The sequence below is a fragment of the Chryseobacterium sp. CCNWLW53 genome, from assembly GCF_037083525.1.
Taxonomy (GTDB): domain Bacteria; phylum Bacteroidota; class Bacteroidia; order Flavobacteriales; family Weeksellaceae; genus Chryseobacterium; species Chryseobacterium lathyri.
Genome location: NZ_JBAOJR010000004.1, coordinates 194,572 through 214,833, shown reverse-complemented (window position 1 = coordinate 214,833; position 20,262 = coordinate 194,572). Strand labels below are relative to the sequence as shown.

Here is a 20,262-nt window from a genome sequence, read left to right as displayed (position 1 = left end):
GTTATCAGGAACATATTTAACTTGGGGTTTGTATCAGCAGAAATAGGAATTCTGCTGATATGTCTTTGTAATGCATGGGTTTTCGGACTTACCAATGGGCGTACCTATACCAAGATTTCTAAAATTCCGCCACGGGAAGTTGCCCTGGTACTGGGAACTTCTCCAAAGATGAGATCTGGTCAGTCTAATCCTTATTTTACGAAAAGAATGGATGCTGCAGCACTTCTTTATCATCATGGTAAGATTAAAAAGATTATTGTAAGCGGAGAAAAAAGTAAAGGTTATAACGAGCCTGCTGCTATGAAAAATTACCTGGTCAATCAGGAAGGAGTTCCGGGAGACATCATCATAGAAGATCCGAAAGGATTCAATACCTATAAAAGTATTCTGCGCTGTAAAGATGTTTACAAAAAGAAAGATGTGATCATTGTATCACAAGGCTTCCATAATCTCCGTGCCTTATTTTTTGCAAGGAATAACACTATGAATGCCTTGGGTTTTGATGCGCAGGATGTCAGCAAACCGGAAAGTTACTACAGGAATCAGTTCAGGGAAATACTCGCAAGAGTGATTGCTGTAGTCTACTTCATATTGGGAATTTCTCCGGATTAGAAAGGATATCCGAACGCGATATTCAATGTTGGTTTGAAAGGCTGGAAATTCTTGAATCTCCATCGGTCTCCTTCAGGTTTATTCGGATCATAAATCTTATAGGCAAGATCAAGTCTGAAAGTAATGTAGGCTACATTTACCCTTAAACCAAATCCACTGCCGATTCCCATTTGTCCTAAAAACTTATTGAATTTGAATTCATCACCATAACTGCTGTCTGTACCAGGCTTTCTAATACTCCAGGTGTTTCCTATATCAGTAAATATGGCACCTTCATACATTTCATTAAAAGGGATTCTATATTCTATATTCGTGGTTAGCTTTACATTATTCGTCATATAGGTGCGGACTCTTTCGTCGACCTGTGAGTCGGATGGACCTAGTCCTCCAAATGCTACCCATGCTCTGATATCATTGGATCCACCATTGAAATAAGACTTAATAACAGGCATATCGGTAGAGTTTCCGTAAGGAACACCCACTCCTATGAACTGACGTAAAACCAACGTTTGATTGCCATTGAATTTAAAATATTTTCTAGTATCAATATCAAATTTAACAAACTGAGCATAGGGAATTCCGAAGATTGTTCTCTGCGGACTTACCACAACGCCCCCGTCATCTCTTTTCTGATTGAATAAGCTTAAAATATTACCTGCAAGCTCTATTTTGCCGTTAAAATAAAAGGCATTGGGATAATCTTTTTTACCAATCTCATTATAAACAAAATTATAGATCATGGAGGAAATAATCACATCCTGGGTCTGTCTGTCTTTATTCACAAGGGTTCCTTTGAAGGCTGTAAGAAGATCCTGCCCCTTCTGGTCAAGCGCTCCCTGATAGTTTGTATCTTGAACAATCTGCCTGGAAACATTGTCAAGGCTGAGTTCACCTGAAAGAAATTTTTGTTGGGTAATCGGGTCATAGGCAAAATAACTCGCAAGTATATCGTCTTTTATAATTTCATCATTACTGAAATAGTCATAATAAGCATCCTTATTCTTCGTAAGACTAATTTGCGTATTGAAAAGGGTAAGCCTGTGTGACACCTGGTCATTGACGTTTGCCTGGTAATTCAATCCCGTATTGAAGTTCACTCTTCCTAAGCCGATATTGTTTTGTACTGAAGCTCCCAACAGGATAGAAGAGGTTGGGGTATATCTTTTGGGAAGAAGCTTATAATAATTGAATGGAAGCAGAAGTCTTGGAAAATTAAGAGAAGCCTGCGCTGAAATTTCGTAAGCAAGATCTCTCTTATCAATATCTTTTGTACTTCTTATTGATCCGAATGTTCCTGAAATGCTTGTAGAAAGGTTTTCTGCACCTCTGAAAACATTCCTTGTGGTAAGGTCTACAGAAGGGGATATCCCAAGGTTCAGAATCTGAGAATAATTAATATCTGTTCCCACTTTAAGCTCATATTTAGGAAGCGGTTTCAAGAGATACAGAACATCAACAATGCTGTCATTCGGTGAAGTACCACCACCTCTTCTTAAAGAATCCCTTGCCTTCAGAATACTGAAGTTATTCATCGCGATGAAGTTTCTTTTTGTAAGATCCAAAGCTTTCTGGTCATACACTTTCTTACTGTCTACAATCACGGCTCTCCATAAAGAAGATGTTTTATAGCTTTCGTCCATTTTATGGAACCTTATCCTCCTTAAACTGTCCTTAATGGTATTTTTCGGAAAATCGCCGGCTTCGTTTACAATGGCCACGTCAATATTCCCGATGGTCGCCACTTTATAAGGATGGTCAGCAGAATCTTTATGGATCTCCAGGGTAAGGGGAACCTGTTTCCTGCTTTTTAGTGAATCTGCTACGAAGTAGATCTCTTCATTGGAACTATTAAACCTATAATAGCCGTTTTCCCGCATCAGCTCAGTAATTCTCGTTACTTCTTTTTCAAGAACGGTCTGGTCAAGTCTCTGTCCGGATCTTATCAGGCTCTTGTCTAGTTTCTGCCAGTAAAGGCCTTTCACAGTGGGGTCTGTGATATTGTAATAATAATCTTTAATATAGGTAGGATCATTATGCTTGATGAAGTAATTAACGGCTGCCTTCTTGGAAGCAGAATCCATAGAATGCTTGAAAGTGACATCAGCATCCCAAAATCCTCTGTAAACAAGCCTTTTCTCAATAGACTCAGCACTTTTTTCACTTCTCGTCTGATCGAGGATTACAGGCGGGGTTCCCCAGCTATGAAGCAAACGGTCTAAAAACAATGTTTTTCCCACACTGTTTTTCATATTATATTTAATGAAAAGAGAGTCTCTCAGCTTTTGATTTCTCATTTCACTGGGATAAGTCATATATTCGTTGAGTAAAGTATCATATTTAGGATTCGCCATATTGTAAAATCCTAAACCCAGCGGAATGAAAAGGAGTTGCTTTTTATTGGGCTTCTGCTGTACATAATCTTTCAGTTCCTCATCGAAAGATTCTTTCTTGTCTTCAAACTTAAAGTTGTTCCTGGTAAGCAGATATTCGCCGTCTGGAACTTTTTTAGTTGTACTGCACGCATAAAGGAGACCAACAAATGTTGCAAATGAGATAATTTTATAATATTTTTGAGGAGAATTCTTATAATGCTTACAGCTCATACAATAAAAATTTTACAGTCTTTAGATAAAAAGAAGTTCAGACAAAAATACAATTTGTTTTTGGTTGAAGGTAATAAAATCATTTGTGAACTTTCTGAATCTAATTTTAAAGTTAAAGAAATATTTTCTACCGATCCGCAAAAATTGGACCGGACAGATGTACCCGTTATCCAGATCACTGAAAATGAGCTGAAAAAAATCAGTTTCCTTAAAACACCTAAAGATTCTGTAGCAGTTTGTTATCTGCCTGAAGAAGAAAAAACGGAGGATAAGGATGTTCAGTTGGTCCTGGACGGTATTCAGGATCCGGGCAATCTCGGAACCATTATCCGGCTGGCAGACTGGTTCGGAATAGAACAGATTATCTGCAGTGAAGATACTGTGGATGTTTACAACCCTAAAGTGATTCAGGCCACGATGGGCTCTTTCACCCGGGTGAATATTATGTATACAGATCTTGTGGAATATCTTTCGAAAACGGAGAATATCAATATCGGTACGGATATGGAAGGGGAAAATATCTATACTTTTGAAAAACCTGAAAAACTTAACCTTATTTTAGGTAATGAAGGAAACGGTATGAGGCCCGAGACGGAGAAACTCCTTAAAAAGTGCATTACCATTCCAAGATTTGGTAAATCCCAGTCTACAGAAAGCCTGAATGTCTCTATGGCGGCGGGAATAATTTTGGGGCAACTATTTTCTAAATAGAAATTAAGAAACTAGAAGTTAGATATTAGAAATTAGCTGATGAAGTCTAAATATCACTATTAATTTAGAACAATTTAACAATGAGAAAATTTTCTTATTCATGAAAATTTCTAACCTCTAATATCTAACTTCTAGTTTCTCTATATCAACTGTTCCAGACTTGAAACACTCTTGTTTTTTTGGTATACTTCCAGCTTCTTTCTGACGTATTTAAGGGCAATAGGAGCCAGATAAATCATAGCTGCACCCAGAAGTTTTTTCTTCCAGTTAGGGCTTTTCATATTCTTTTTAGCGTAGTTGCCAACCAAAGCGGTAATTCCCAGTTTTATCAGGCTGTCTGTCACATTACCACCTAACGCAGTACTTGCGATTCCTACAGCTGTTTGTTTATTGATGAACATATCTTTTACTTCGGAAGTTAGATGCCTGGCAATGACATCTTTTCTTAGAACCACCTTTTCATCACCGTCATCATCTACTTTTTCCTGCAGATACTGATCTGTAAGACCATTGGTGAATGCACTCAGGCTTTCTTTTGTGTTTTTAAAGGTAAGAAGGTTTTCCAGATCATTGATCTCGCTTTTAAGCAGTTTTTTCTTTCTTCTTAGTTCTTCAATGCTTTCGTAATTTCTGCCCATAGCTTAATGATTTAAAAATTTAATAACCTGGTCCGCCACCATATTGACAATCTTATTTTTAAAAGCAATGATAAATCCCATTACCACAACATAAAACCCGGCAACGATCAGGAAACCGTAAGAAGTATTGTCCAGCGCCTTGCCGATAAGAAATGCCATTCCAAAATTAAAAAGGATAATAAAAAAAGTAAAAGCAACTAGCAGCACTACAAAGTAGGTAATGAGCCCTGCAGAAAGAGAGGATTTTTCAGTAGCTTCAATTTTCAGAAGATCTATTCTCTTTGATGCATATTCTTTAATAGTCTCTATCATTGTTTTTTTTTAAAGTTACAAAAAAAGGAACTTTCGTGCAAAAAGTTCCTTCCCATAATTTACTCAAAAAATAAACTACTTATTTTTTAAGATCGTTCAGTTCCGTTTCTACATCCTTTACTACGTCTGCAGTTTTGGAAACAATCTGATCTTTGTATTTATCATATCCGTCTTTTACCGTATGGGCTACACTGCTGGCCGTTTCTTTGAAAGTAGAAGAGATATTGCTGTATTGATCTTTTACTTTTTCAGACACTTCGCCGTATTTGTTTTTAGCCTGGTCTTTTAGGTCACCTGCTTTATCTTTGATTTTTTTTCTTGTTTCTTTACCTTCTTCAGGCGCATAAAGCATTCCTAAGATTACACCTGCTGCAGCACCTGCAAGAAGTCCTGCCAATATACCTGCTGTATTTTTTCCGTTTTTCGACATTTTAAGCTTTTTTAATAGTTAATAATATTAGTTTTCTATGTGAAAATGTACAATTTGTATACCAAAGGAGGCATTGTATTATTAAAAAATGTTAAATTTTATGGATATGTGAGAGAATAAGATCTATTGTTTCTTCTTTGGTAAGTTTCGTATTGTCAATAACAATAGCATCTTCAGCTTGCCTTAAAGGTGCTATTTCCCTTTCGCTGTCGATCTTATCACGATCTGTAAGGTTTTGCTTTACCTGTTCTCTGTCTGCCTGTATTCCCATTCCTGCTAACTCAAAATATCTCCTGTTGGTTCTTTCGTCAATACTGGCAGTAAGAAAAAATTTATAGTCCGCATTTGGCAGAACTACTGTCCCTATGTCACGTCCGTCCATAATAATACCTCCTTTTTCTGCCAATGAACGCTGTGAGTGAAGAAGAAAGTCTCTTATTTCTTTCTGTTTTGCGACAATACTTACATTATCTGAAACTTCTGTGGTACGGATCTGTTTTGAAATATCAATATGATTCAGGTAAAGAATCAGTTCGTTGTCACTGTTTCTGAATTCAAGCTCGATCTGATCTAAGGAAGAGAATAATTTCTGAAGATCGATAGAGCCGTCATCATTCATGCAGTTCTGTATGGCAAACCATGTAATCCCCCTGTAAAGCGCACCGGTGTCCAGATGTATAAGATCCAGTTTATCGGCAATGACTTTGGAGATTGAACTTTTTCCGGTAGACGAGTACCCATCGATAGCTATTACAGGTTTTTTCATACCGCAAATTTCAAGAATTTTTTTAAAAAATCAAGGTTGTACAGAAAAAAATCTACATTGTTATGTCAATTTTCGTGTTGAAATTACTCTCCCGCGTGGCTGCTAAGGTCCATAGAGACGCCTATCTGGTTCACGTTGGATGAGTTATGATAACGGATATGGGCATAATCTATGCGGAATCTTCGTAATTTAATTCCAAATCCGCCCGAAAGCCCCGAAAAGTTTCTCTGATCTGCCACGGCAAGTTCGTTTCCTCTTTTCGCATTATACCCAAGCCTTATATTGAAGCTTTTTTCTGGGAAAAGTTCTGCTCCTATAGAAAAGTGGTCTGCCAGCTTTCTTCCAAAACCTACTTCCTGACCGTTCACGTTATATTCCGAAGAAATATCAAACTGTTGAAGATCATGTGCAGTAATGGTAACGGCAAGTGGAATAGCCTTAAGAATTCTGGTATATCCGAGATCTACCCTGAACGGAAGGTTTTCCCTGGTTCCGTTGAAGGATTTCAGCTGAAATCCAAAATTTCTCATCACAAGGGAAAGAACTTCTTTGTTTTTTTTATTATGATAGGTAACTCCTGCGGTTCCGGAGATCGCAGAAGAAGTATAGTTGTCAATTTTTGAAGTGATGAAATTAATGCCACCGCCAATGGTCCAGTCTTCTTCGAACTGATAAGCATAGCCTGCACCTATTGCTACGTCTGAAGCTTTGAACTCGCCGTTTTGTTCACCACTTTCATCGGTTCTTGGAATGCTTCCGTAGGTCATGTATCGGGCATTGATGGTTGCCATATGTCCATTATCAAAATCTCTGGCGTAGGCAACAGTTCCATATTTTGAATCAGCAAGATAAGCTGCGGCATTCACTGAAAGCTGTTTGTCTGAATCTTTATTTAAAAGGGCCGGATTTGCAATAGCAAAGGAAACATCATAGTCTCTGATGGAAATTGCATCGCCACCTAAGGCAGCCTGTCTGGCAGATACAGGGATGTTTAAGAAAGGATAAACATTTGTTCCTGTTTGCGCATAAGAAACAATTCCTGACAGAAATAATGAAAAAATGACAATTTTCTTCAATTCAATTTATAATTAATGCAAAAATAATCCTTTTTCGTACTTATCAAAATATTTCTGCCATTATTTCTGCGCAAATATTTTTCTTTATTCAATATTTTTAATGATTATATTTGCAAAATTAAATTTCGGAGAAAATTACTCCGGTAAAGCTTATTAAAAATTAAAGATGAAATATAAAAGAATCCTTCTGAAACTGAGTGGTGAGGCCTTAATGGGGAACAGACAATATGGTATAGACAATGAAAGACTGCAGGAATATGCAGCAGAGATCAAAAAAGTAGTGAAAAAAGGCTGCGAAGTTGCGATCGTTATTGGAGGAGGAAACATTTTCCGAGGAGTAGCAGGCGCTGCAAAAGGAATGGATAGGGTACAGGGAGATTATATGGGAATGCTGGCAACGGTGATCAACGGGATGGCTCTTCAGGGAGCGCTGGAAGATGCAGGAATCAAAACCAGACTTCAGTCTGCGATTGAAATGGATAAAGTAGCTGAACCTTTCATCAAAAGAAGAGCAGTAAGACACCTTGAAAAGGGAAGAGTAGTGATCTTCGGGGCAGGAACAGGAAACCCTTATTTTACAACGGATACGGCAGCGACTTTGAGAGCTATCGAAATCGGGGCAGATGTGATTTTAAAAGGAACCAGAGTAGACGGAATCTATGATATGGACCCTGAAAAGAATGCTGATGCTGTAAAATACAATTCACTGTCCTTCGACGAGGTATATGCTAAAAATCTTAAAGTAATGGATATGACTGCCTTCACTTTAAGTCACGAGAATAAATTGCCGATTATCGTATTTGATATGAATAAGGATGGGAATTTAGAGAAAATCGTGGATGGAGAAAATGTAGGAACTTTAGTTGATTTGTAGGTGGCAGATTAAAGTAATTGAAAAATTAAAAGATTTAATAATTTAAAATTTCTCATTACTGATCAATTATCACTTATCAGTCATCATTTATAAAAATGTGTAATTTATCAAATTTTAACTATATAATGGAAGAATTAGATCTTATATTAGAATCTGTAAAGCACGACATGGACGCCGCTGTAAAGCACTTGGATCATGCATTTCAAAGAATTAGAGCAGGACGTGCTTCTACGGCAATGGTTCAGGATGTAATGGTAGAATATTATGGGGCTCCGACTCCTATCAACCAGGTTGCGAATGTTTCTGTACCGGATGCCATGACGATTTCTATTCAGCCTTGGGACAGAACTGCTATTGGTGCTATTGAGAAAGCGATCATCAATTCAAACTTAGGTTTTGCACCTTCTAATAACGGGGAAAATATTATTCTTAATGTTCCGCCTTTAACAGAGGAGAGAAGAAGAGAACTTGCAAAGCAGGCTAAAGTAGAAGCTGAAAGTACTAAAGTAACAGTAAGAAATGCAAGACAGGATGGGTTGAAAGAACTTAAAAAACTTGAAGGTGTTTCTGAAGATGTTGTGAAAGGAGTAGAGGAAGAAATCCAGGGTTTTACTGACAAATATGTGAAGCTTTGCGATGAGCATCTTAAGACTAAGGAAGCTGAAATTATGAAAGTGTAATTTTAGATTTAAAATAAAAAAGAGGCTTCTTATGTGAAGCCTCTTTTTGTTTACAGACATTTTATTTCTCCTTTCTGATCTTTATGTTTCAATAGGGACCGATAGGTTTTTAACAGTTCATCGGTATTGCACTGAATTTCTTTTCCGGATATCTGATCAGAAATACTTTTTTCTTTGCTATCCGATCTTATGCTGTATTTCTTTTCAAGGCATTTCAGCGGCTTATTATGCTGAAGATAAATACGCGTTTCTGTAATATCATCTTTAGTGATCGGTTTTTCCGGAGTTCCGCCATCAAAATTCCACACGGTTTCTTCTCTGAATATGAAGAATGGTTCTCCGTTTTTAATAAAGTATCTTTCAGATGCTGAAAAATGACTGTGCTCAGTATAAAAATGCTCTATCACCTTAATTTCACCCTTGTCGGAAAAGAAAGTAACCTTTCCTGAGGGTTCTTCGTTACAATTGTATGTAAAACCATTGGACCTCAGTTTTTTTGTCTCCAGTTGTGCCAGAAGCATACTATATTCCTTTTTGATTTCAGCTATAGGATCATCTGTATTTTGTTGGGGTGAATCCTTTTTTACAATCATGCTGTCAGAGGAAACAGATGTCGTATGAGCTGCCTTATCTTTGTCATTTTTACACGAAACAGCAAGCAACAGTATGGCTGCGATAAGCATTGTTTTCATATGATAGTTATTTGGTGGTTTCTAAAATTACAAAAAATCTACAGCAACAAAAAAGAGACTTTCAATGGAAAGTCTCTGTACTTAGTTTTTATTTACAGTTTTCGTTGTAATCCGTGATCACTTCTTCCACAATTTGCGGGACATTGGACATCACATCGTCAATCTGGCTTTTGATCAGTTTTCCTAACCCGGATCGTTTCTTTTCATCATTTTTAAGCGAAGTATAAGAACCGCTTGTTAACTTGCCTTTTGCATAGCTGCAGTCTGCAATGATCATTTTGGCTTTGGCTAAAGTCAGTTCCTCGATCTTACCTCCTTTCTTAGAATAAATGTAAGAAGGGGAATTTCTCATTCTTTCTGTTTCCTTTTCTGCTACTGCGATCTGGCCGCCGGCAGAGAATGTAGTAGGGTAGCCGTATAATTTATAGACTTTGATTTTACCGTCTTTCACGACTTCTGCAAACTGATTACTTTTTGTAAGGTTGTTGAATGCTTTGATATTCCCGCTTAAACCTCCGGTGGCTGTATTGAAGCCTTCTTTGGTATTGGTATACTTGATCATTTCAAAATGCCTCTCATCGTTATTCTCATCAAAAGCAACATATTCTTTAATATCGTCCGGATCGAGGGTCTTGAACTTTTGTTTCTTCTTGGACTTATCGATATCCGACACTGCCACGAATTTTACTTTTTTCTGATTGCTCCACGGATTCATGGCATCTCCGTTCAGCCTTACAATTCCTTCAATTTTTTTTCCACCTTTATCAATGATATAACCGTATTTTTCATCGGTTCTTAATTCATAATCTGTGTTGTCTTCCTGTGCATAGGCATTGAATGACATCAATGTAAACAGGCTAAATAGTAATGTTTTCTTCATGTAATTATCGTTTTTAACAAATTTTTGTAAATATAGCTTTTTATACCTTATGACGAGATGAAATAAATACCACAACTTCCAATAAAAAGACCCGGAAATTCCGGGCCTGAATATTTTAAAATGATTCAATTTTTGATCTTTCAATACAATTACTGATATCTCTGATGTTCTTTGTTTTTTGAGAATCTCTTTGTAATTGGTTTGAAGAGCGCTTTATATTTTTCGGCATCAAACAGCTGTGAGTCGGTAAGGGCTTTATACGTCATCCATACTCCGAATGGAAGAAGGATAAGGTTAGGAAGCCACGCTGCCAGATAAGGGCTCATTCCTCCTCCCCATGCAATATTTTCAATACCGAGATTCATTACATAAAAAATGATAAAAATAACGATTGCGATGATTACCGGAAGCCCCATTCCTCCTTTTCTGATGATGGATCCTAAGCTGGCCCCAATCAGGAAAAAGATGATACATGTTACAGAATAAGAAACAATTCTCTGCTGGTAAATAACGACCTTGCTGAAATATTTAACATTTGAACTGAATTCATTCTTTTTACCCATGGATGTAGATTTCAGATTATCCAGCCTGTTATAGGCATTAGAAATAATCTCCAGCTTTTTTTGTTCCTTTACGGTATCCAGCTTAATCTGTTGTTTGGCAACCGCTTTGGATTTTGTTTTATCCATATAGCTGATCACCGAATTAGTCTGGCTCAAAACATCGGCACCGATATTCGAAAAGAATTCAGCATTCTCTTTCTTGTTTTTAGCAACGGTTTCATTAAGCTGTCCATACGTCTGAAAACGGTAGTCATCTGTGATCTGCTCCTTTTCAATAGCTTTATTAATAACTTCACTGATATCAAAATGTGAAACTAAGGTATCAAATTTAATAGCCTGATCCGGTTGTTTGAGCCTTACATTTTCACCTTTGCCTGCGAAATTGTCTTCAAATATATAACCGTTATAAAGCTCCAGCTTCAGGAAGTTTTTATTAGCTGCAGGGACAAATTTCCCTTTTTCTGCCACAATAGACTGCTGATTTTCATAGGTGCCGGCTTTTCTGTGCACAAAAACCCCTTCAATATTTTCTCCGTTTTCCCCATAGATCTTATCAAATTTCACCATATATCCCGGAAGCTGGTCAATGAATTGTCCCGGTGTAAAGTTTAAAGCAGGTTTGGTTTGTGCAATATTGAAAAGCATATTCTTTGCCTTCTTCTGGAAGTCCGGAATGATATTATTGGAGAAAAAGAAAAGCATGACTGCCAATACCGTTGCCACTCCCATAAGGGGTGCCATTACCCGTGTCAGGGAAATTCCTGCAGCCTTCATCGCAGCAAGTTCATACCGTTCTCCAAATTCCCCGAAGGACATAATACTTGCCAGAAGGATAGTAAGAGGAAGTACCAGACTGATAACACTCACCCCAAGATAAAAAAGAAGTTTGAGGATCTGCCAGTAGCTTAATCCTTTTCCCATAAATTGCCCCAGCTGCACCCAGATAATGTTTACAATAAAAATGAAAAACAAAACACTGAATATAAAGAAAAAAGGGCCAAAGAAGGTTTTTATGATATATCGGTCTAGTATTTTTAGCATGCGTCAAAATTAATCAAAAAGCCACAAAGTTTACTTGTGGCTCTTATAATTTTTATTACTTTTTATATTAACAGGTAAAGAGGTAATTACTCTTGTCCCATTTTTGTCTTTTTAAAGCTCTGTAATGATGTAGTTTTTGAACTTGTTTTTGTCAAAAACAAACATATTAGGATCCAGTGTCTGGTTTTCTTTATATTCTTTGATGGCAATTACAGCTACATCTTTATTGTTGCCATGCTGCTCCAGTTTTACCATTTGCTTTTTAGCAGAATCTACAAAAAGATAGACATGTTGGATTCCGTTGGATTTTACAGGGGTCAACTTAATGAAATCTGCATTCACTCCGTTTACATTCTTTTTCCCATTATAGGTTACGTTATAATCATTTCTGTAGGTTGAAAGATAATTGATAGGGGAGAACATGCTGCTGCTTCCGTTAGGTTTTGCAATGGTTACCTCCATATCGTCTGCATTGATGTTGTAGATTTTGCTTCCATCGAAGATCTGTTCCGTATCCATGATCTTCAGCTTATATTTATCTCCTGCAGAATAGTAAATTCCCGGTTCTGTTTTGGTTACCTGTCCGTTCACACCAGTTCCGAAAGAAAATTTGAAGTAAGAGTTCTTTTTAGACTTGTAGTTGGCTGTGATATCGTCAAGAATTTTTTTAGCTTTCGCATCAATTTTCTGTGCATCGGCAAATCCTACAGCACCTATTACAAAACTTCCGACTATAACTTTTGAAATAATATTTTTCATTTTTTTATTTAATAAACTTTAAACATTCTAATGCTTCAAGGTTTAATTTATAAAGCATCTTTCCTTTAACTACGCAAATCTTCCAAAAACTGTTCCAAAGAATGAAGGTCGCTGATAATCACCTCTCTTGCTTTTGCTCCGTTAAATCCTCCTACAATACCGGTAGCCTCAAGCTGGTCCATAATTCTTCCTGCTCTGTTATACCCCAGTTTCAGCTGTCTCTGCAACATGGAAGTAGATCCTTGCTGTGTAGAAACAATGATTCTTGCCGCTTCTTCAAATAAAGCATCCTTCTCATTCGGATCAAAAGCGCCTACCGTACTGGTAGAATCTTCAGAAACAAATTCAGGAAGCAGGAATGCAGATGAATAGCCTTTCTGCTCGCCGATATATTCTGCAAGTCTTTCCACTTCCGGTGTATCTACGAATGCGCACTGAAGTCTTAAGATCTCATTTCCGTTGAAATAAAGCATATCACCTTTACCAATCAGCTGGTCTGCACCCGGAGAATCCAGAATAGTCCTTGAATCCACACTGGAAATTACTCTGAAGGCAGCCCTTGCCGGGAAGTTGGCCTTAATCATACCCGTAATTACATTGACAGAAGGTCTCTGCGTGGCAACAATCAGGTGAATTCCTACTGCTCTTGCAAGCTGCGCGAGTCTGGCGATCGGAAGCTCAACTTCTTTACCTGCTGTCATGATAAGGTCGGCAAACTCGTCCACAACCAAAACGATGTATGGTAAATAACGATGTCCATTCTCTGGATTTAATTTTCTTTCCGTAAATTTCTTATTGTATTCCTTTAAGTTTTTACAGAATGCATTTTTAAGAAGGTCATATCTTGTATCCATCTCTATACAAAGAGAATTCAGGGTATTGATCACTTTATTTGTGTCTGTGATGATCGCTTCCTCAGCATCCGGAAGCTTAGCCAGATAGTGTCTTTCAATTTTTGAATATAATGAAAGTTCAACCTTCTTAGGATCCACCATAACGAATTTCAATTCGCTTGGATGCTTTTTATAGAGGAGAGAAGTAAGAATGGCATTAATCCCTACAGACTTACCCTGACCTGTAGCACCTGCCATCAGTAAGTGAGGCATTTTTGAAAGATCGGCCATGAATACCTCATTAGAAATCGTCTTTCCGAAAACCACAGGAAGATCCATATCGGTATTCTGGAATTTGTGGGAAGCAATAACGGAACGCATGGAAACCATCGTAGGATTTTTTCTCGGCACCTCGATTCCGATTGTTCCTTTTCCAGGCATTGGGGCAATGATCCTGATTCCTAAGGCGGAAAGGTTCAGGGCAATATCATCCTGAAGTTTTTTAATAGCTGACACTCTGATTCCGGCTTCCGGAACAATTTCATATAAAGTAACTGTTGGACCTATCGTTGCCTTGATCTCTGAGATGCCGACATTGAAGTTCTTTAAAAGTCCTACAATCTTATTTTTATTTTCTTCTAATTCTTCTTGATTGATTGAAATTTCTTCGCTTCCGTAATCTTTCAGCAATTCCACTGTAGGCATTTGGAAACCTGCCAGATCGAGTTTATGATCATACAGTCCGTGTTTTTCTACAAGTTCCTGTGATTTCCTGTCAGAATCATCCAATACATCTACTACCGGAGCGATCTCTACATTAAATTTAATATTGTCCTGAGCTGGAGTAGAAACTGGAGGAACCGGACTAATCGCCGGACTTACCGGTGTCATATCAAATGCCTGTTCCGGAGTTGAAGTAGGAACAGAAGGTTTTGCATTCAGATTTAAGCTGACAGGTTTCTCTTCCTCTTCAAAAGAAGTCTGGTTAGGCGTTACAATAGGTTCTAAATCTGTTAAAGGCTGAACTTCCGGAAATCCTTTAGGAACGTTTACCGGTTCCTGCTCTTTAATTTTTGCCTTATTCGAAACGTCTGTAACGGTAACATTCTGGCCAGCTTCTGCAGCTTCCTCTTCAAGTTCGGCATCTGCTTCAAAGTTTTCCTCTGAGCTTGGCATCATGGATTTAACTTTGCCGATTGTACTGTCATTGATCTTGTCCAGTTTGGCTTTAATAGAGCTTGGACGAAGATTGAATTCCAAAATAAAATATAAAAGAATGCTTGAAACAAGTACTACCCAAAGTCCTACAGGTCCGATGATGGCATTCAGATAATCCATGATCTGGTAACCGTAAACGCCTCCTAAAACACCCTGGCCTTTAGTTACAGCTCCCATAAAAATAGGAAGCCAGCAGATAAAAAACAAAGAGTGTCCGATGGTTTTCCATGGTTTGAAGGTTCTTTTTTTAAGGATAAGCGTTCCCACAACCAAAAATAAGAAGGCAATAATGAAGGATGCGATCCCGATGCTTTCGAATATAAAAATATTTCCCAGCCAGTCGCCTACCTTCCCAAAGATATTTGAAGATTTTATTGTTTTGTCGGTCATAGTTCCTGCCTGGCTCTGGTCTGCTTTCCAGTTCATCAAATAGGAGATGAACGAAAATGCCAGAACGACAGAGAAAAGTATAAAGGTAAGCCCGAAAAATATACGTGGCTTAGATAGTATTCTGCCTTTATCAGGCGATTCAGTCTGTTTTGTCTGTGTCTTTTTATCCATAATATCAATGTGGCAAATTTAATGTTTTTTCAACATTAATAGAATCTTTTTTTCTGCAAAAAAGATGGTGTAATTTAGGGTTATTTTTTAAAATTGAACATCAGTTTTAAGATATTTTTTTTCCTGAAATGTACTGCAGCAGGTACTTTTAAACTCCTTCAAAATGTACCAGCTATTGCTCCGCTAATTTTGTTCCATAAAGTGTAAAAGTGAAAAAAAAATCAAAAAATATGGTCAAAAAACATCCCGGCATTTTTGCCTGGCCTTAATTTCGTTATCACCAATCAACACAAAATAATAAAGAAGATGAAGGACACAGTCTTATAATTATTGACGTAATAAAATGATTATTTGCCTGTAGTAATCAGAACTGACCACAGATAAGTAAGTTAGATCCGGAATTTCATGATCTTAAAATCGAATTTTCCTTAATGAATTATATATTATTAAGAATGATTCAAAATAACCAAAATAGGCCTTTAAATGACAAAAAACAGCTTTTTTTAGCCTCTTTGTTGTTTATCATCCTTATTTTTGCATGTCAAGTAAAATAAATCATGAAGAAGCTCCAAGATATTCTTATCTCAACCAGAACAATGGCTGTGCTGTTACTGGTGTATGCATTTGCAATGGCGTATGCAACGTTCTTAGAAAACGACTACGGAACTCCTACAGCTAAAGCGCTAATTTATGAAGCAAAATGGTTTGAATTAATCATGTTTCTGCTCATTCTTAACTTTATAGGAAATATCGCAAGATACAGACTGTGGAGAAGAGAAAAATGGCCGGTTCTGGTATTTCACCTTGCTTTTATCCTTATTTTTATAGGAGGTGCTATTACAAGATACATCAGTTTTGAAGGGACAATGCATATCAGAGAAGGTGAAACTTCCAATGAGATTGTAACTGACAAAAATTTCTTTAAAATCCAGATTGAAGAGAAAGGGGATGTTCTTAACTATCAGGATGTTCCTTATCTGATGTCTCCTTTGCATAAAGACTTTAAGGCAACCTATGATTTCCACGGAAAGGAAATAAAGGTGTTTACAAAAGACTATATCCAGAGAAAAAAAGACAGCTTAATTGCTGAGCCCAACGGCGCAGAATATCTTCACCTGGTGTCTACCGGAACTACCGGAAGACAGAATATTTACATCAAACCGGGAGAAACAAAATCTATCAACGGAACTTTAGTAACGTTCAACAGAGCGATAGACGGTGCGGTAGAATTTAAAAAAGAGGACGGAAAACTGTTCATTAAAACGCCTGTTGATGCAGCCTTTATGACTATGGCAACGCAGGCTACCGGAAGTACCAAGAAAGATGAATTCCAGCCTTTGGTATTGAGAAGTTTATATACGATCAACGAATTGAAACTGGTTGTTCCTGAAGGTCTTAAAAAAGGGAGGCTTATGGCTTTTGAAGGCGATAAAAAGAAAGATGCCATGGTACCCGATGTAATGAGAATAGAACTTCAGGGGCCAAAAACAAAACAAATGGTAGATCTTTCTGTAGAAAAAGGAAACCCGAATGCATATAAGCAGGTAACAATGGATGGCCTGAATATTATGGTAGGTTTCGGACCTAAAGTATATAATACGCCTTTTGCATTGAAATTAGATGATTTCGTGATGGAAACCTATCCGGGAAGTACATCTCCAAGTGCTTATGAAAGCCACGTAAAGATCATTGATGAAGGAAAAGAAACCCCTTATAAAATTTACATGAACCACGTTCTTAACCATAAAGGTTACCGTTTCTTCCAGTCAAGTTTTGATCCGGACAGAATGGGAACCGTACTTTCTGTAAACCACGATTTCTGGGGAACCATTATTTCTTATATCGGATACGGACTTCTGTTCTTAGGAATGTTTGTGATCTTCTTCTGGAAAGGAACTCACTTCTGGAAACTGAATAAAATGCTGACTGATGTTAATAAAAAGAAGACGGCAGCAGTGCTTTTAGTGCTATTAAGTTTAGGATTAAATGCACAGAAAATTGAAACCCATGGCACAACAGACGGGAGCAGAGAACATATTCATGTGGAAGGAGATAATCATTCTCACGCTTCGGCTCCGTCTGCCCAACCGCTTGATGGAACTGCTCCAAAGCAGAACTCTCTGGCAACACCAATGGGCAAAATGAGATCTATTTCTCCGGACGAGATTATTGCCAGAAACAAAATCAGCAAAGAACATGCAGATAAATTCGGATATCTTCTGGTTCAGAATTTTGAAGGAAGAATTGTTCCTATCAACACGGAAGCACTGGATATTTTAAGAAAATTATATAAGAAAGACGAGTTCAAGGGAACAGATGGAAAGTCTCTTACGGCTAACCAATGGTTCCTGTCGATCAATACAGATACGCCAAGCTGGACTATGGTTCCTATGATTAAAGTAGGAACAAAAGGAGGTGACGAATTAAAAAATAAAACGAAGGCTGATGATGAAGGATATACTTCACTGATGAACCTTTTTCCGGCAGATGCCAATGGAAATCTGACATACATTTTGGAGCATGATTACAACACGGCATTCCGTAAAAAACCTTCTGAGCAGACCAATTATGATAAAGAAGTGATTTCTGTAAACGAAAGAGTACAGATCTTCAACGAGTTTTTCAGCGGCCAGTTTATGAGAATCGTTCCTGTGAAGAACGATGCCAACCACACATGGCATTCATGGCTTGATCAGAAATTTGAGCCGGATATGGAATCCCAGCAGGTAATGGGACCTTATTTTGCAGAAGCTCTTACTGCACAAAAAACAGGAGACTGGAGTAAAGCCGATGCTGAACTGGCAAAACTTTCAGACTACCAGCAGAAGTGGGGTAAAGCAGTAGTTCCTGCAAAATCTAAAGTAGATCTTGAGGTTTTCATGAATAAAGTTAACATCAACTTCAAACTATTGATCTTCTATACTATAATCGGAGGACTTCTTCTGATCTTAGGATTTGTAGAGCTTTTCAAATCCAATAAGGTTTTAAATAAAATAATCAAAGTAATTATTGCTATAGGCATAGTAGGGTATTTATGCCATTTCTTAGGCCTTGTAGCAAGATGGTATATTTCAGGACACGCACCTTGGAGTAACGGATACGAAGCAATCATCTTTATCTCTTGGGTAGGTATTACAGCCGGGTTGATCCTTTACAGAAACGCGAACGCTCTTATTCCTGCAGCCGGATTTATGGTAGCAGTTATTATGATGGGATTTGCACACGGAGGTTCAGCACTTGACCCTCAGATTACGCCACTTGTTCCGGTATTGAAATCTTACTGGCTGATTGTTCACGTAGCGATTATTACCTCAAGTTACGGCTTCTTTGCCCTGTCAATGATTATTGCTGTAATCTCTTTAGTATTTTATATTATTTCAAATAAAGAAACATATAAGCTTCACCACGACACCACATTGAAGGAATTGGTGATTGTTTCTGAAATGTCGCTGACGATCGGTCTTTTTGCTTTAACAGTTGGAAACTTTTTAGGAGGTATCTGGGCCAATGAATCTTGGGGAAGATACTGGAGCTGGGACCCGAAAGAAACATGGGCTTTCATCTCTATCATGGTATACGCTTTCGTGCTGCACATGAGATTAGTTCCCGGACTGAGAAGCAGATGGGCATTCCATGTAGCCACAATGTTTGCTTTCTGTTCTATGGTAATGACCTACTTCGGAGTTAATTATTACCTGAGCGGACTTCACTCATATGCTGCAGGAGATCCGGTTCCGGTTCCGGCCTGGGTATATATCGGATTGGGAACAATGCTTCTTTTATCAGCAGCTTCTTATTTCAAATTCAAAGTATTAACGAAGAAATAGATTTCTTTCAATATAAAATCAAAATCCTGGAATTCATTTTCCGGGATTTTTTTTTCACGTTTTAGGATCTAAATAACCTGAAACTAATGACCTCATAATATTCAAACTCACATCCAGAAATCCGCACTAAAAAAAATTAGATTATAGCTCAAAATCTAGAAGTTTATTTATATCTTTATGATATCAAAACAATATCAAATTAAATTACAATCATGGAAAAAGTATTAAAGCCTATGTCAGGCTATCTGGCGTTAGTATTCTGTCTGGTTTTATTTGCCGGAGCAGTTTATTTTTTTATTTCCGGAGTTGAACAGAGTATTACATTCGTGATCATTGCAATGCTGTGCTTTCTGCTGTTCTGTTTTTTTCTGAAGGGACTGATGATCATTCAGCCGAACCATTCAAGAGTGTTGAATTTCTTTGGAAAGTATGTAGGAACAGTGAAAGACAACGGACTGTTTTTTATCAATCCTCTGTATTCTTCACAGAAAATGTCATTGCGTTCAGAAAACTTACAAGGGCAAACTCTGAAAGTAAACGATAAAATGGGTAACCCTATTGAAATCGCAGTGGTAATGGTCTGGAAAGTAGGAGATACCTACAAAGCAGCTTTTGACGTTGAGCGTTATTCAGACTTTGTAAGAATGCAGAGTGAAGCTGCGGTACGTCATTTGGCGATGAGTTTTCCGTACGACAATTTAGAAGATGACCATGCGCCGATTACTTTGAGAGAAGGAGGTGATAAGATCAATTCTATTTTGGAGCAGGAGCTTACGGATCGTCTTTCAAAAGCGGGAATTGTGATTCAGGAAGCGAGAATTTCTCACCTTGCTTATGCTTCGGAAATTGCAGGAGCAATGCTTCAGAGACAACAGGCAACAGCAATTGTTGCAGCAAGAACCAAGATTGTGGAAGGTGCTGTAGGAATGGTGGATTTGGCATTGAAAAAGCTTTCAGAAGAAAATATTGTAGAGCTTGATGATGAAAGAAAAGCAGCCATGGTCAGCAATTTAATGGTGGTGCTATGTGGTGAAAAAGCAGCTCAGCCCATCTTAAATGCAGGAACTCTTTATTAACAAAATAAAGAGAGAAAAATGAAGAATAAATACTTAGATTTCATAAAAAACTTAGCCGGGTAAAACGCCTTGCGAACAGATAGAAAAGTTTATAAAAAAGTATTACTAAA

17 protein-coding genes are annotated in these 20,262 nt (G+C 37.7%); 6 read left to right on the top strand and 11 right to left on the bottom strand.

Features of this window, described 5'->3' with window-relative positions:
- Window positions 1–21: 21 nt before the first annotated feature.
- Entirely contained in the window at window positions 22–612 is a 591-nt protein-coding gene (locus tag V6R96_RS14185; RefSeq protein ID WP_223559625.1) for a vancomycin high temperature exclusion protein, read from the top strand.
- Here the strand turns inward: V6R96_RS14185 and V6R96_RS14180 are convergent.
- The gene (locus V6R96_RS14180) at window positions 609–3,215 is read right to left on the bottom strand and encodes a BamA/TamA family outer membrane protein (protein ID WP_111953190.1); all 2,607 of its coding nucleotides are present in this window, start codon (window positions 3,213–3,215) and stop codon (window positions 609–611) included. The two genes, V6R96_RS14185 and V6R96_RS14180, sit on opposite strands and share 4 nt — an antisense overlap.
- Between V6R96_RS14180 and V6R96_RS14175 the strand changes: the two genes are divergently transcribed.
- Window positions 3,201–3,926 (top strand): RNA methyltransferase, encoded by a 726-nt coding sequence (locus V6R96_RS14175; protein ID WP_336379401.1) that lies wholly within the window; start codon window positions 3,201–3,203, stop codon window positions 3,924–3,926. The genes V6R96_RS14180 and V6R96_RS14175 overlap by 15 nt on opposite strands.
- 140 nt (window positions 3,927–4,066) lie before the next feature.
- Here V6R96_RS14175 and V6R96_RS14170 read toward each other — a convergent pair whose 3' ends face one another.
- The 5 genes from V6R96_RS14170 to porQ all read right to left on the bottom strand — a co-directional run bounded on the left by V6R96_RS14170 (window position 4,067) and on the right by porQ (window position 7,148).
- Window positions 4,067–4,564, bottom strand: coding sequence for a phosphoribosyl-ATP pyrophosphatase (locus V6R96_RS14170; RefSeq protein ID WP_111953194.1), 498 nt, complete (start codon window positions 4,562–4,564; stop codon window positions 4,067–4,069).
- A 3-nt stretch (window positions 4,565–4,567) separates the two neighbouring features.
- A complete protein-coding gene (locus V6R96_RS14165) occupies window positions 4,568–4,876 on the bottom strand; it encodes a phage holin family protein (RefSeq protein ID WP_111953196.1) in 309 nt (102 codons plus the stop codon).
- A 79-nt stretch (window positions 4,877–4,955) separates the two neighbouring features.
- Window positions 4,956–5,306, bottom strand: a complete 351-nt coding sequence (locus tag V6R96_RS14160; RefSeq protein WP_040999207.1) for a YtxH domain-containing protein — start codon at window positions 5,304–5,306, stop codon at window positions 4,956–4,958.
- 91 nt (window positions 5,307–5,397) lie between these two features.
- Window positions 5,398–6,072 carry a (d)CMP kinase gene (gene cmk, locus V6R96_RS14155; RefSeq protein ID WP_111953198.1) on the bottom strand — a complete coding sequence of 225 codons (675 nt, stop codon included), beginning with the start codon at window positions 6,070–6,072 and terminating at the stop codon, window positions 5,398–5,400.
- An 83-nt stretch (window positions 6,073–6,155) separates the two neighbouring features.
- Window positions 6,156–7,148 (bottom strand): type IX secretion system protein PorQ, encoded by a 993-nt coding sequence (gene porQ, locus V6R96_RS14150; protein ID WP_111953200.1) that lies wholly within the window; start codon window positions 7,146–7,148, stop codon window positions 6,156–6,158.
- Between the two features lie 166 nt (window positions 7,149–7,314).
- On the opposite strand from porQ, the gene pyrH reads away from it, so the two are divergent.
- Together pyrH and frr are read left to right on the top strand one after the other, a co-directional pair.
- On the top strand, window positions 7,315–8,022 hold the full coding sequence (gene pyrH, locus V6R96_RS14145; protein WP_111953202.1) for a UMP kinase: 708 nt from the start codon (window positions 7,315–7,317) through the stop codon (window positions 8,020–8,022).
- A gap of 125 nt (window positions 8,023–8,147) precedes the next feature.
- Window positions 8,148–8,702: a ribosome recycling factor gene (gene frr, locus V6R96_RS14140; RefSeq protein ID WP_111953204.1), complete on the top strand. Its 555-nt coding sequence runs from the start codon at window positions 8,148–8,150 to the stop codon at window positions 8,700–8,702.
- A 50-nt stretch (window positions 8,703–8,752) separates the two neighbouring features.
- Here frr and V6R96_RS14135 read toward each other — a convergent pair whose 3' ends face one another.
- The 5 genes from V6R96_RS14135 to V6R96_RS14115 form a co-directional block, all read right to left on the bottom strand.
- Window positions 8,753–9,394: a hypothetical protein gene (locus tag V6R96_RS14135; protein ID WP_336379402.1), complete on the bottom strand. Its 642-nt coding sequence runs from the start codon at window positions 9,392–9,394 to the stop codon at window positions 8,753–8,755.
- Window positions 9,395–9,482: 88 nt separating this feature from the next.
- Complete coding sequence (locus V6R96_RS14130) at window positions 9,483–10,274, bottom strand: hypothetical protein (RefSeq protein ID WP_336379403.1); 792 nt, start codon at window positions 10,272–10,274, stop codon at window positions 9,483–9,485.
- 149 nt (window positions 10,275–10,423) lie between these two features.
- A complete protein-coding gene (locus tag V6R96_RS14125) occupies window positions 10,424–11,878 on the bottom strand; it encodes an LptF/LptG family permease (protein WP_111953210.1) in 1,455 nt (484 codons plus the stop codon).
- A gap of 111 nt (window positions 11,879–11,989) precedes the next feature.
- Window positions 11,990–12,637: an outer membrane lipoprotein carrier protein LolA gene (locus V6R96_RS14120; RefSeq protein ID WP_223559619.1), complete on the bottom strand. Its 648-nt coding sequence runs from the start codon at window positions 12,635–12,637 to the stop codon at window positions 11,990–11,992.
- A gap of 65 nt (window positions 12,638–12,702) precedes the next feature.
- Complete coding sequence (locus V6R96_RS14115) at window positions 12,703–15,249, bottom strand: DNA translocase FtsK (protein ID WP_336379404.1); 2,547 nt, start codon at window positions 15,247–15,249, stop codon at window positions 12,703–12,705.
- Window positions 15,250–15,806: 557 nt separating this feature from the next.
- Between V6R96_RS14115 and ccsA the strand changes: the two genes are divergently transcribed.
- Window positions 15,807–19,076, top strand: a complete 3,270-nt coding sequence (gene ccsA, locus V6R96_RS14110; protein WP_336379405.1) for a cytochrome c biogenesis protein CcsA — start codon at window positions 15,807–15,809, stop codon at window positions 19,074–19,076.
- A gap of 212 nt (window positions 19,077–19,288) precedes the next feature.
- Window positions 19,289–20,152 carry an SPFH domain-containing protein gene (locus tag V6R96_RS14105; protein ID WP_111953218.1) on the top strand — a complete coding sequence of 288 codons (864 nt, stop codon included), beginning with the start codon at window positions 19,289–19,291 and terminating at the stop codon, window positions 20,150–20,152.
- Window positions 20,153–20,262 lie beyond the last annotated feature (110 nt).

Bases quoted from the DNA above. Each gene is read 5' to 3' on its own strand.
- V6R96_RS14125 (WP_111953210.1), bottom strand. From the start codon at position 11,878: ATGCTAAAAATACTAGACCGATATATCATAAAAACCTTCTTTGGCCCT.
- ccsA (WP_336379405.1), top strand. From the start codon at position 15,807: ATGAAGAAGCTCCAAGATATTCTTATCTCAACCAGAACAATGGCTGTG.
- V6R96_RS14130 (WP_336379403.1), bottom strand. From the start codon at position 10,274: ATGAAGAAAACATTACTATTTAGCCTGTTTACATTGATGTCATTCAAT.
- frr (WP_111953204.1), top strand. From the start codon at position 8,148: ATGGAAGAATTAGATCTTATATTAGAATCTGTAAAGCACGACATGGAC.
- V6R96_RS14175 (WP_336379401.1), top strand. From the start codon at position 3,201: ATGCTTACAGCTCATACAATAAAAATTTTACAGTCTTTAGATAAAAAG.
- V6R96_RS14115 (WP_336379404.1), bottom strand. From the start codon at position 15,249: ATGGATAAAAAGACACAGACAAAACAGACTGAATCGCCTGATAAAGGC.
- V6R96_RS14160 (WP_040999207.1), bottom strand. From the start codon at position 5,306: ATGTCGAAAAACGGAAAAAATACAGCAGGTATATTGGCAGGACTTCTT.
- V6R96_RS14105 (WP_111953218.1), top strand. From the start codon at position 19,289: ATGGAAAAAGTATTAAAGCCTATGTCAGGCTATCTGGCGTTAGTATTC.
- cmk (WP_111953198.1), bottom strand. From the start codon at position 6,072: ATGAAAAAACCTGTAATAGCTATCGATGGGTACTCGTCTACCGGAAAA.
- pyrH (WP_111953202.1), top strand. From the start codon at position 7,315: ATGAAATATAAAAGAATCCTTCTGAAACTGAGTGGTGAGGCCTTAATG.
- V6R96_RS14180 (WP_111953190.1), bottom strand. From the start codon at position 3,215: ATGAGCTGTAAGCATTATAAGAATTCTCCTCAAAAATATTATAAAATT.
- V6R96_RS14135 (WP_336379402.1), bottom strand. From the start codon at position 9,394: ATGAAAACAATGCTTATCGCAGCCATACTGTTGCTTGCTGTTTCGTGT.
- V6R96_RS14170 (WP_111953194.1), bottom strand. From the start codon at position 4,564: ATGGGCAGAAATTACGAAAGCATTGAAGAACTAAGAAGAAAGAAAAAA.
- V6R96_RS14120 (WP_223559619.1), bottom strand. From the start codon at position 12,637: ATGAAAAATATTATTTCAAAAGTTATAGTCGGAAGTTTTGTAATAGGT.
- V6R96_RS14165 (WP_111953196.1), bottom strand. From the start codon at position 4,876: ATGATAGAGACTATTAAAGAATATGCATCAAAGAGAATAGATCTTCTG.